Annotated in this window: 10 protein-coding genes, 1 tRNA gene and 1 pseudogene; 2 read left to right on the top strand and 10 right to left on the bottom strand. The window is 73.5% G+C overall.

Going from position 1 to position 11,858, the window contains the following annotated elements:
• On the top strand, window positions 1-284 hold a 284-nt coding region (locus tag D3105_RS27910; protein WP_133305712.1), incomplete at its 5' end, for a response regulator transcription factor.
• A 23-nt stretch (window positions 285-307) separates the two neighbouring features.
• A tRNA-OTHER gene (locus tag D3105_RS34750) sits at window positions 308-361 on the top strand.
• 55 nt (window positions 362-416) lie between these two features.
• Here D3105_RS34750 and D3105_RS27905 read toward each other — a convergent pair.
• From D3105_RS27905 to D3105_RS27860, 10 genes and pseudogenes are all read right to left on the bottom strand, one after another.
• Entirely contained in the window at window positions 417-1,331 is a 915-nt protein-coding gene (locus D3105_RS27905) for a phosphoribosylaminoimidazolesuccinocarboxamide synthase (RefSeq protein ID WP_118905751.1), read from the bottom strand.
• A gap of 115 nt (window positions 1,332-1,446) precedes the next feature.
• Window positions 1,447-2,733 (bottom strand): ABC transporter permease, encoded by a 1,287-nt coding sequence (locus D3105_RS27900; RefSeq protein ID WP_118905750.1) that lies wholly within the window; start codon window positions 2,731-2,733, stop codon window positions 1,447-1,449.
• A complete protein-coding gene (locus D3105_RS27895; protein ID WP_118905749.1) occupies window positions 2,730-3,464 on the bottom strand; it encodes an ABC transporter ATP-binding protein in 735 nt (244 codons plus the stop codon). The genes D3105_RS27900 and D3105_RS27895 overlap by 4 nt, the downstream gene beginning before the upstream one ends.
• Window positions 3,461-4,885 (bottom strand): peptidoglycan-binding protein, encoded by a 1,425-nt coding sequence (locus D3105_RS35795; protein ID WP_276311865.1) that lies wholly within the window; start codon window positions 4,883-4,885, stop codon window positions 3,461-3,463. Before D3105_RS35795 ends, D3105_RS27895 begins: the two co-directional genes overlap by 4 nt.
• Window positions 4,857-5,819, bottom strand: coding sequence for a hypothetical protein (locus tag D3105_RS27885; protein ID WP_123947590.1), 963 nt, complete (start codon window positions 5,817-5,819; stop codon window positions 4,857-4,859). Before D3105_RS27885 ends, D3105_RS35795 begins: the two co-directional genes overlap by 29 nt.
• A gap of 5 nt (window positions 5,820-5,824) precedes the next feature.
• Window positions 5,825-6,061, bottom strand: coding sequence for a hypothetical protein (locus D3105_RS27880; RefSeq protein WP_118905747.1), 237 nt, complete (start codon window positions 6,059-6,061; stop codon window positions 5,825-5,827).
• Window positions 6,062-6,342: 281 nt separating this feature from the next.
• Window positions 6,343-7,797, bottom strand: coding sequence for a N,N-dimethylformamidase beta subunit family domain-containing protein (locus D3105_RS27875; RefSeq protein WP_118905746.1), 1,455 nt, complete (start codon window positions 7,795-7,797; stop codon window positions 6,343-6,345).
• 230 nt (window positions 7,798-8,027) lie between these two features.
• Window positions 8,028-9,734, bottom strand: a complete 1,707-nt coding sequence (locus D3105_RS27870; RefSeq protein ID WP_118905745.1) for a hypothetical protein — start codon at window positions 9,732-9,734, stop codon at window positions 8,028-8,030.
• Window positions 9,735-10,108: 374 nt separating this feature from the next.
• On the bottom strand, window positions 10,109-11,359 hold the full coding sequence (gene purD, locus D3105_RS27865; RefSeq protein WP_118905744.1) for a phosphoribosylamine--glycine ligase: 1,251 nt from the start codon (window positions 11,357-11,359) through the stop codon (window positions 10,109-10,111).
• 159 nt (window positions 11,360-11,518) lie between these two features.
• A pseudogene (locus D3105_RS27860) lies at window positions 11,519-11,858 on the bottom strand (DNA polymerase III subunit gamma and tau); the annotation flags it as partial.

The raw sequence follows: 11,858 nt of genomic DNA, 5'->3' as shown, positions 1-11,858 counted from the left end.
CCCGGCGGCTGGCGGAGATCATCCGTACCGTCCACGCCGGAAACCGTTACGTGGATCCGGAGTTGGCCGCCGACGCGATCTCGGCGGGGGACTCCCCGCTGACCGCCCGGGAGGCCGAGGTGCTCGAACTGGCGGCGGACGGGGCGCCGGTCGCGGAGATCGCCGAGCGGGCCTCGCTGTCCCAGGGGACCGTACGCAACTACCTCTCCTCGGCCGCCTCCAAGATCGGTGCGGAGAACCGGCATACGGCAGTGCGTCTCGCACGCGAGCGAGGATGGGTATAGTAGGCATCGCGCTTCGGCGCACTGCGGACGTAGCTCAGTTGTTGAGGTCGCCAGTTCGAACCTGGTCGTCCGCTCCACGAGAAGAAGGCCCCGGACCTTTCGGTCCGGGGCCTTCTCCGTGTCCACCGGTCGTTACGCCCAGCTGGTGCCGGTCAGCACCTCGAACGCCTCGATGTACTTGGCGCGGGTCGCGTCCACGATCTCCTGCGGCAGCGCCGGCGGCGGCTGCTCGCTCTTTCGGTCCCAGCCGGAGGCCGGCGAGGTCAGCCAGTCGCGCACGAACTGCTTGTCGTAGCTGGGCTGCGCGCGGCCGGGCTCCCAGGTGGCGGCGGGCCAGAAGCGCGAGGAGTCCGGGGTCAGCACCTCGTCGGCGATGATCAGCCGCTCGGTCCCGTCCTCGGTGGTCTCGAAGCCGAACTCGAACTTGGTGTCGGCCAGGATGATCCCGCGCTCGTGCGCGACGTCCCGGGCCCGGCGGTAGACGTCGAGCGTGGTGCGCCGCAGCTCGGCGGCGGTCTCCACGCCGACCTCGCGGGCCACGTCCTCGTAGCTGACGTTCTCGTCGTGGTCGCCGACGGCCGCCTTGGTGGCCGGGGTGAAGATCGGGCCGGGCAGCTCGGACCCGTTGACCAGGCCCTCGGGGAGACCGATGCCGCAGACCGTACGGGTGGCGTCGTACTCCACGAGCCCGGAGCCGGTCAGATAGCCGCGGGCCACGCACTCGACCTCGACCATGCGCAGGCTCTTGCAGATGAGGGTGCGGCCCGCCCAGTCGGCCGGGGCGCCCGGGGGCAGCTCGGTGGAGATGACGTGGTTGGGGACGAGGTCGGCGAGCTGGTCGAACCACCAGAGCGAGAGCCGGGTGAGGACGCGGCCCTTGTCGGGGATCTCGGTCGGCAGGACCCAGTCGTACGCGGAGATACGGTCGCTGGCGACCATCACGAGGTCGCCCGCCTCGTTCCGGTACAGGTCACGCACCTTGCCGGTGTGCAGGTGGGTGAGGCCCGGAACCTGTACGGGCTCGGGCTTTTCTACAAAACCGGACACGGTGCCTCCGCGTAGATTGATCCAGGAGCGGTTCCGATTGTCCCGTACGGAGGACGCGGAGCGCGCGCCGGGCCCCGGGGCCCCCGCCGTATCCGCCGCGGCGGGAGGGCTCCCCTCAGCGCCGCAGCGCCTCGGCGGGCTCGATCCGGCTGGCGCGCCACGCCGGATACCCGCCGGCGAGCAGCCCCGTCACCAGGCCGATCAGAGGGGCGGCGAGCAGGGTCGCGGGGTGCACGACCGGCGTCCACTGCCGCGCCATCGCGACGGCCACCACGGTCAGTGTGCCCAGCGCGGTCCCCACGAGGCCCCCCAGTGCCCCCAGGGCCGCCGACTCGGCCAGGAACTGGCTGGTGATGTGCCGGCCCCTCGCGCCCAGCGTGCGGCGCAGCCCGATCTCCCCCGTACGTTCGAGCACGGCGACCAACGTCGTGTTGGCGATGCCCACCGCCCCGATGACCAGGCAGACGACGGCCAGCAGCAGGAACAGCTGGTTCAGGTCGGAGCCGACGGTGTCCCGCAGCGCCTTGGGGTCCGGCGGGGGAACCGCCTTGAAGCGCTCCGGGTGCGCCGGGTCGAGTGCCAGGGGCGCCTGGTCCGCGACCTGGGCGGCCGCGCCCAGCCGGGTGGAGTTCAGCATCCTGGCGGGGGTCCCCGTGCCCGGCTCGCCCCACTCCTGGGCGGCGATGGTGGCCGGAACCACGACGGAGAGCAGCAGGTCCGCCTTGCGCCGGACGTCGCCCATGATGCCGATGACGGTGAACGGACGGTCCCCGATGAACACCACCGGGCGGCTCTCCAGCGTGGTGATGCCGAGCCTGGCGGCCATCCCCGAGCCGACGACGGCCACCGGCACGGCTTCCCTCTCGTGGTACGCGTCGAAGAGGCGGCCCTCCTTGAGCGTGGGCTGCGCCGCGCGCAGCACGCCCGGACCGGCCGCCGCCACCTGGGTCTCCTCCTCGCCGACGGTCGCACCGACGGGAGAGGCCCGGACGCTGTCACCCTCGGGGAGGCTCACCGGCCAGTAGACGCCCGCGTGGGAGACGCCGTTGAGCCGTTCGATCCGGGCGGCCGCGTCCTCGGGGAAGGAGACGCCGATGGCCGATCCGTCGGACGCGCCGACGTCCTCGACGGTGACCTCGGTGGCGGTCAGGGCGTTGAAGCGGCCGTCGATCTGGGAGGAGGTCGTCGCCGTCAGGCCCAGGACGGCCACGAACGCTCCGATGCCCAGCACCGTGCCGAGCGCGGTGAGCGCGGAGCGGGCAGGTCGCTGGAGGATGCCGGCGACGGCCTCCGACAGCAGGTCGCGCGGCGCGAACCGGGAGACGGCGGCCCGGTCGGGGCGTCGGCCCCTCCCCTTGCGACGCCGCCCGGCTCGCCGGGCACCCCGCCCGGGGGGCGTCACGCGCCGGTCCGGTCCGCCGCGGTGCGGAGCACGGCGGTCGGAGTGTCCCGGCCCGGGGGCTCGGTGAGCCGGCCGTCCCGGATGGTCAGGGTGCGACTGCCACGGGCTGCGACCGAGGTGTCGTGGGTGATGACGACGAGAGTCATTCCGTCCTTGTGCAGATCGTCGAGAAGGGCGAGAACCGATGCGGCGGTCGCCGTGTCGAGGTTCCCCGTCGGCTCATCGCACAGCAGGAGCGAGGGCCGCGCGACCAGGGCACGCGCGATGGCCACGCGTTGCCGCTCGCCGCCGGAGAGCCTGGTCGGCAGAGCGTCGATGCGATGGCCGAGCCCCACCCGTACGAGGGCCTCCCGGGCACGGGCGGCGCGTTCCCGGCGGCGTACCCCGGTGTACACCATGGCGAGCGCCACGTTCTCGAGGGCGCTGCGGTGCGGCAGCAGGTGGAACGACTGGAACACGAAGCCGATGCGCCGCCCGCGCAGCCCGGCCCGCTCGGAGTCCGGGAGGCCGGTGGTGTCCACGCCGTCGAGCAGGTAGTGCCCCCGGGTGGGCGCGTCGATGAGTCCCGCGATGTTGAGGAACGTCGACTTGCCCGACCCGGACGGCCCGGTGATCGTGACGTACTCCCCGCCGCTGACGACGAGGTCGGCGGGGAGGAAGGCGGGGACGGGCGGAGGGCCGGGGTAGGTGAGACCGACACCGCGGAACTCGATGACCGGTACGGAACTCACCGGGTGGCGTCCTCGCTGCCCGGGGCCTTGCCCACGATGACCCGGTCGCCCGGGGCGAGCGCGTCCTTGGGCGACGGGGTCACCTGGACGCTGCCGTCGCCCTCCAGGCCGGGGCGTACGCGCACCTGCCGGCGTTCGCCGTTCGGGGCGAGGACGGTGACGACGGTGCTGCCGTCCGCGGCGGACGACACCGCGGAGAAGGGAACGACCAGCACCTTGCCCCGGGAGGCCCTGATCTCGATGGTGAGGCGTACTTCCTGGCCGACGAGGGCAGCGTCGAGCTTCGTGTCCGGAGTGACGTTCAGGACCGCCATGGCCCCGTCGCCGGTATCGCCCGCACCGTCCTCCGTAGCGCCGTCGCCCTGCGCCCGCTGTTGCGACCCGTCGGGGTCCGTGACCGATCCGGTCGTACCGTCGAACTCGTCGCCGGTCGCCTCGGCGAGAATGCGCACCTTCTGTCCGGCCGCCACCGCGTTGCGCTGGCTGGGCGTGAGCGCTCCCCGTATGCCGAGGGAACCGGAGGAGATGGTCATAACGTCGCCGGGGGCCCGATCTCCCACCTGGGCGGCGACGGACTCCACCCGGGCGGGGAAGCGGTCCAGGAAGACGACCTCCGATGCGGGGAGCATGGCTCCGGCCTGAAGACGTGCCTCGGCGAGCGCGTCTCTCGCCCGGCCCAGGTCCTCCTCGCCCCGCACGACGGCCTTCGGCTCCCGCGGGTCCGCCGCCTGGACGTCCTGCAGTGCTCTTTCGGCGTCGGTGACGGCTGTCCTGGCGGCCTCCACACGGTCGGCCCCGTCCTCGGCGACCGGGCGGGGGTCGTACCCGAGAGACCGGTAGAAGGCCTCCAGGGCGGCCTGGGTGGCAGCGCCGAACTCGCCCGCGGGATCGGCCACCGACGGGAAGCCGCGTCCGGCCAGCGCTTCGCGCAGCTGGGTCACGTCCTTCCCGCGGGACGTGGGCTTGAGGTCGCGGTAGGCGGGCAGGGATCCGGGCAGCGCGAAGACCGGACGCCCGGAGACCTCCACGAGCACGCTTCCCGCCCGCACCTGGTCACCGGTCCGCAACGGCGCCTTGGTGACCAGGGGTTCGGCCCCCTCGGCCGCGTTCACCGCCGCGGACACGGTGAAGGTGCGCTCGGCGGCGACCTCGCCGCGGACCACCAACGAGGAGCGCAGCACCCGGTGTTCGACGTCGGCCGTGAGCACGTCGCGCTCCGGGGCCCCGGCCTCGGCGGCGGCCTGGGCGGGCGAGCGGACCACGGTGGAGAGCCCGAATCCCGCGCCCCCGGTCACCAGTGCCCCCACGACCACGGCGATCAGCACCCGTCTGCGGCGAGCCAGGGCCGGGGCCGGGGCACCGTGCGCCGGTCCCCCGGAGGCCGTATCGGCGTCAGCGCGCTTCGATCGCCTGGTTCGCATTCTGGACCCACCTGGCCGTCTTGTCCTTGGCGTCCTCGAGAACTTCCGCGCTCTCTTCGATCACCTGCTTCTCGTAGGCCGTCTCCACCGCGATGCCCACGCCCAGGTAGTTGACCTTCTTCTTGCAGCCCATGTCGGCGACGGCCACGGCGATCTCCTGCTTCCCAGCCCGGGAGGCGTCGGCCCACTTCTTGTCGTTCCACGCGCTGCTCGGGGAGTCGTAGTCGTAACCCTGCTTCTCCATGCAGTCCGACCAGAGCTCGGTGACGTCCTGGAAGCGGCTGTCCTCCCGGACCTTGGCCATGGCCTTGCCGCGAGCCGACGAGACGACCATCTCGGCGTAGCCCTCGCCGAAGCCGCCCTTGCCGGAGCCGGCCGCGGAGCCGTCCGGCATGGTGACCTCCTCGGCGGTCGCCGCGCCCTTCGTGATGATCCGCAGGGCCTCGCCCTCACAGCCCTCCGCCGGCACCTTCTTGCCGTTGAAGGTGGGGACCTTGCCGGTCAGCAGACTGCCCTGGGTGTCCGTCACGCTCTTCCCGTACCGCGACTCGGCGCCCGCGCCGGCGTCCTTGCCCTCGGGTGGCTTCTTGTAGCCGTATCGCTCCGCCTGTTCCAGCGGTACGACGAGGAACTCGCCGTGCTCCAGGTACGCTTCGCCGCTGAACCGGGAGAGCGGCTGCGGGTTCTGTGCGTAACCCAGTTCCCGCATGCAGGAGTTGACCAGCAGTACGCGTGCCTTCTTGAGCGTGTAGTTCTCCTCCGGGGACGGGAGGTAGGCGTCGAGAGGCGTGGTTATCTGCGCCGCGTCGAGATGCCCGGGGGTGGGCACGGAGCCGAGCTTCGGCTCCCCGCCCTCCGCGCCCGAGGTCGAGCAGGCACACATCGTCAGGGCGAGCAGGGCGACCGCCCCGACGACGCGTGGAAGTGCGGTCACCTTCGTCAGCACCCGGTCTTCCGGAACGAGGAGAACTCGTCGTTGTTGTCGTAGAAGGCGCGCTTGATCAGGTAGTACTTGCCGTGGAAGTTGGGGTGCGGGTCGTTCAGGTCGTAGTAGCCGTTGTGGTAGCTGGTGGGCTGCTGCTGGTTGAACACACAGATGTTGCCGGTGTTCGTGCAGTCGCCGTCACCGTCGGCCATCGCCGTCGAGGTGCCCGTCGCCGGCAGAGCGACCGACACGGCAGCCACTGTGGCGGCACGGGACAGCGCAGGTCTCTTGGAACTCATTTCGTGATCTCCCCATGGTGCGGGGCAGCGTTGTGGCCTCGGCTTCAGAACCTGAACACCAGGGACCCCCCTGGGTCGCGAATACGGCTGCTCGATCGCGGTCAACCAGCCGTAGGCAACGCGAACTTACACCGCAGCCACATATGGAACAAGATCTTGTGAAGGAGAAGTGCAGGCGCGGTAGGCGCGTTTGCCCTGATGAAGCGGCAGATGCCCTGATCGGCTGTCGTACGTCAGTCGCGCTTGCAGATCCGGTCGAGGAGGTTCGCGGTGGCCCGCTGGATCCGGGCGTCGGTGTGTCCGGGGCGGTCCAGGGCCGGCGACCAGGCGAAGGTGCCGGAGGCGAAGACAAGTGCGCCGGAGGGGGACTGGTAGAGCGAGGTCTCCTGGTGCCGGGTGGCGCCCTCGGAGTCCTCGTACGGGGAGTGGGCGAGCAGGATCCGGTTGTCGTGCTCGGGCAGGCTGGTACGCGGGAAGTAGCGGTCGGCCTCACCGGCGACCAGGCCCGGGATCTCGTCGCCCTCGACCGCGCCCGTGGCGTCCCAGAGCCAGTGCTCGGCGTTGCGCACGACCAGCGGGCGGGGATCGGGGACCCGGCCCGCGTACTGGATGCCCAGGAGCTGCTGCTCGGGCCGGTCCACCTCGCGCCACAGGGCCGACTTCCCGGGCCCCCGGCGTTTCCGGCAGGTCAGCAGCCGGTCGGGCTCGCCGGACGCGGAGGGGGCGAGGCCCACCTGCCAGTACATGGTGTTGGCGGAGAGGAAGACGAGCGAGGTGCCGGAGTCCCGGGCGCGCTCGGCGGCCCGGCGCATCTGCAGCGACCAGTACTCGTCGTGGCCGGGGAAGACCAGGCCCCGGTAGCGGCTCGGGTCGACGCGGCCCGCGTGCAGGTCGCGGGCGTCGGCGTAGGCGAGGTCGTAGCCGTACCGCTCGGCCCAGCGGATGAAGTCGTACGCGTGTCCCACGTGCAGCGGCAGGCCCGATCCGGCGTACGGGCGGTCGAAGGAGATCGTGACGGCGGCGTCCTCCTCGCCGAGCAGCCGGCCCCGCTCGTCCCACGCGTGGTAGAGGCTGGCGCCGGTGCGGCCGTCCTCCGGGTAGAGGTTGTACGCCTGCCAGGTGATGTCGGGCAGAAGGAGCAGGAGATCGGCGGGGTGGTCGTGGCGCACGGTGAAGGGGATGTGCGAGCGGTAGCCGTCGGCGGTGGTCAGGACGGCCACATACGCGCCGACCGACCAGTAGCTCGGGATCTGGAGCCGCCAGGACATCCACCAGTGGTGGCAGGAGACGGTCCGGTCGGCGGCGAGCGGCGGGGGCTGGACGATGCCGGAGAGCCGCGGGCTCGTGGTGATCTTGGACGCGCCGTCGCCGCCGTAATGACCGATCCGGTAGACGTCGACGGAGAACTGCTGGGGCGGGTCCACGGTGATGTGGAAGTCGATGGCCTCGCCGGGGGCCGCCGCACCGGGCGAGACGAAGCCCTTGATCTGGCGGTGCACGTCGTCGGCGGTGCGGGTTCCGCCGCCGGTGGAGCGGGCGAGGTCGGCGTACCAGGGGACGACCTGGCCGGTGTCGTCGAAGTAGTTCTCACTGCCGCGCAGCCAGGGCAGCGGGCCCTGGCCGAAGGGATCGCTCACCGCGTGCGCGAGGGCACCCGACTCCCACCGGCGAATCTGCTCCGCCCCCATGCCGCGCCCCTCCCTCGGATCCCCCGCACTGCTCGGGTGACCCCCCGGACAACTCTGGTGCGCCGAATGTCAGCGCCGATCCCCAGCACATCACATAACGCACGCAGCCCGTCACCCTTCGTCGCGAATTGACGGGAACGGAACGACTCCTTCCGAACAGCGCGCTCCGCTCTCCGGACGCCCCCGCCCCAGCCGCGGCTCCGGTGGGCGTGCCCCGGTCCCGTACGCGGTCACACCAGGCGGACCGGCTTGTCGGAGCGCACGCCCACCTGGGCCAGCCAGGACAGCAGCGGGTCCGGGTCGCCGTCCTCCACGAGGCTGAGGACCGGAGCCGCGAGGTCCGCCCGGCGCTCACCGCCGACGAGCAGCGCGGGACCGTCCAGCCAGTCCAGGCCGGGGGCGGCGCCCGCCGTGTCGACGGCCGCGCAGCAGACCATGGCCGCGACGTGGTCGGCGAGCAGCTCGGTGCCCGTACGCGGCGGCTGGAGCGGGAAGAGGGGCAGCGGGCCAGGACCCCAGAGGTCGAGGGGGTCGCCGGCCGGGCCGCCCCCCGCGCCTCCGTGCCCCTGGCCGCCGTGCGCCGCGCCTCCTGCCCCCGGGCCACCGTGCCCCGGGGTTGCGGCCTCCTCGCGGGCGACCGCGGCGCCGATGCCCGCCGCGAGCGCCTCGCCCGGGCCGCCGGGGCCGCCGGCTCCTGACAGGTGCTCCATGACCCGGGCCAGCGTGGGGACGGCCGGGTCGGCGGCGGAGGCCCGGGGGACGCCCAGGGTGTCCAGGACGCGGTGCAGCCGGGCCGCCTCGCTGCGCCACTTCCGGTCGACGACCTCGTCGGGATACTGCTGCCAGTCCACCGGCGCCCAGCCCGGACCGTTCTCGGCGGGCCCCCCGTGGAAGAGCCGGGCGGCGAGCAGGGACGCGGCCTCGTCGGCCACGCCGGGCTCCTCCAGCAGGTCGCACGCGGGCCGCTCGCCCAGGCGCAGCGCGAAGCCGTCGGCCAGCCGGTCCCGGCGGGAGAGCTCGGTGAGCGCGGAGACGACCCCGGCGTCCAGCCGGGAGGGCCAGCGGCCCATCCGCCAGGCGGGCAGCGCCACCCGGGTCAGCAGCCGGTCCCAGCCGGCGTAGGCGAGGCCGACCTGTTCCTGGGCGGCGATGCGCAGCCCGTAGTCGACCGTCTGGGCCCGCATGGACGCGGCGGACGCCACACAGCGCTCCATCTCGGCGGCATGGCCCCGGCAGGCCCGCAGCAGCAGCCGGGCGACCCAGCCGGCGAAGGCGAGGGGTGCCCCGCGCACCGGGCCCCGGCCGGGGGCGGCGGCATCGGCGATCGCGGCGTCCAGACCGCGGACGAAGCGGCGGGCGGCGGCTATGTCGGGATGCGCGGACGGGCCCGTGCCCGCCACCACGGGGGCGAGGACCGCGCGGAGCTCGGCGACGCGCATCCACCAAAGGAACGGCGAGCCGATGACCAGGACGGGGGCGGTGTCCGCGGCTTCCGCCGGGGCTCCCGGGCCCCTCCGGAGCGCGCGGTGCGTCCGGTCCTCCAGCCAGCTGTCGCAGTCCGGGGTCAGCGCTATGGCCGAGGGCGCGGGCACGTCGAGCCGGTCCGCCAGATCGCGGACCAGGCGGTAGAGGTCGGGGGCGCCTTCCTCCGGCACGGGGACGGTCGGGCTCATGGCGGGCCGCGCGCGGGCCACGGAGACGGCGACCAGGACGGTCACCAGCAGCACGACGACCGCGACGCCGAGAACCGTCCAGCGCACGGCGTCCCAGGCCGGACCGGCCAGATGCCCCTGCGCGTCCGCCGCGAACAGCACGACGGCGACGGCCGCGGGCAGGATCGCCACGGCCAGGGCCCTGCTGCGGATCCGCAGCAGGGCGAGCGCCCGGGCCTGCGCGGCCCGCGCACCCAGCTCCTCACCCACGTCGATACCGGACACGGCCGGACGTCACCCCCTCTGCCCTCATCGCGGCCCTCTTGGCCCTCGCGGCGGTGTAGCTCACTCCCCCACTGTGGCACCCGTCACCGACATCGCAATGCCGGTGGGCCAAGTGCCGGAACGCCTGCGCCGCACCCTAGTTGGGGGCCCGGCGGCCGTCATCCGGATAGCCCAGTCGTCACCCGATGGAATGGCTTTGGGTAAAGCTGCTGACGTGTCCGCGCCCATGGGGCAGGCCGGGAACGGGCTGGTGGCACGGGACAGCCCCTCGCGCCTGCCGCGTACGCCGGTGGCGTAGGGGGGCGCGAGGGGCTGCGGGGCCCGGGGGCGTGGGCGGACTGCCGGAGTGCTGTCCGGGGCGGGTGATCCCCGGGTCAGCCCCGGGAGGCCTTCAGAGCGATGTCCGTACGGTGCTGGGAGCCGTCCAGGCGGATCCGGCCGAGCGCGGTGTAGGCGCGCTCCCGGGCCGCCGTGAGGTCCTTGCCGGTCGCGGTCACCGAGAGCACCCGGCCGCCCGCGCTGAGCACCGCGTCGCCCTCGGCGCGGGTCCCGGCGTGCAGGACGTACGCGTCGGGCGCATCCTGCGCCGCGACGTCCGCGAGCCCGTCGATCGGGTCGCCGGTGCGCGGGGTGTCCGGGTAGTTGTGCGAGGCGATGACCACGGTGACGGCGGCGTCGTCGCGCCAGTTCAGCGGGGGGAGGACGTCGAGGGTGCCGTTGGCGGAGGCGAGCAGGACACCGGCCAGCGGGGTCTTCAGCCGGGCCAGGACGACCTGGGTCTCGGGGTCGCCGAAGCGGGCGTTGAACTCGATGACCCGGACACCGCGCGAGGTGATCGCGAGGCCCGCGTAGAGCAGCCCGGAGAAGGGGGTGCCCCGGCGGCGCAGCTCGTCGACGGTCGGCTGGAGGACGGTTTCGAGGACCTCGTCGACCAGCTTGGGGTCAGCCCACGGGAGCGGGGAGTAGGCGCCCATGCCGCCGGTGTTCGGGCCCTTGTCGCCGTCCAGGGCGCGCTTGAAGTCCTGGGCGGGCTGGAGCGGCACGACGGTGGTGCCGTCGGTGATCGCGAAGAGGCTGACCTCGGGGCCGTCGAGGAACTCCTCGATGACCACGCGGTCGCAGGAGAGCGCGTGGGCGCGGGCCACGTCCACGTCCTCGGTGACGACGACGCCCTTGCCGGCCGCGAGGCCGTCGTCCTTGACGACGTACGGGGCACCGAAGGCGTCGAGGGCCTCGTCGATCTCGGCGGGGGTGGTGCAGACGTAGCTGCGGGCGGTGGGGACGCCTGCGCCGGCCATGACGTCCTTGGCGAACGCCTTGGAGCCTTCCAGCTGCGCGGCTTCACCGGACGGGCCGAAGCAGGGGATGCCGACCGCGCGCACGGCGTCGGCGACCCCGGCGACGAGCGGCGCCTCCGGGCCGACGACCACCAGCCCGGCGCCCAGCTCGGTCGCGAGGCGCGCGACGGCGTCACCGTCGAGCGCGTCGACCGGGTGCAGTTCGGCCACCTCTGCGATGCCGGCGTTGCCGGGGGCGCAGTACAGAGCGGTGACGTCGGGGTCGAGGGACAGAGAGCGGCACAGGGCGTGTTCGCGGGCGCCGCCGCCGATGACGAGGACCTTCACGGGATGCAGCCTAGCCGCCGGGCGCGGGGAGCCCCGACGGCCGCCGGTGGGTGGACGCACCGCCGGGCGCGGGAAGCCCGGTCGGCCGCCGGTGGGTGGACGGGCGGGAGGCCCGCGCGGCGGGGAAGCCCCTGCGGGCGGGCGCGGGCCTCCTCCGCCTCACTGCTCGTTGGTGAACTCCTCGACGACCGTGGCGCCCAGCTCGCGGACGATCAGCTCGTGCCCGGAGAGTGCGGAGTCGACGAGATCCGGATCGTCGGCCTCCGCGGTGTCGTCCTCGGGGGCCACGGACCGCGGCGGCTCCGCCCCGTACGAACTGTGGGAGGGCTCGGGGGCGGGCGCGGCATCCCGGCCCTGCGGCGGCGCGGCGGGAGGCGGCTGCTGGGCCGACGGGGCGGGCCGGCTCTGCGGCGCGGGCGCGGACTGCTGCGGGGGCGCGTGCTGGGGCCGGGGCTCGTACGCGACCGGGGCGGCGGGTGCCGCCGGGGCGGGCTGGTAC

Origin of the sequence: Streptomyces globisporus (assembly GCF_003501885.1) — a bacterium.
Taxonomy (GTDB): Bacteria; Actinomycetota; Actinomycetes; order Streptomycetales; family Streptomycetaceae; genus Streptomyces; species Streptomyces globisporus_D.
Note: the sequence above shows the minus strand (reverse complement) of the source record. Positions and strands in the feature narration are given on the sequence as shown.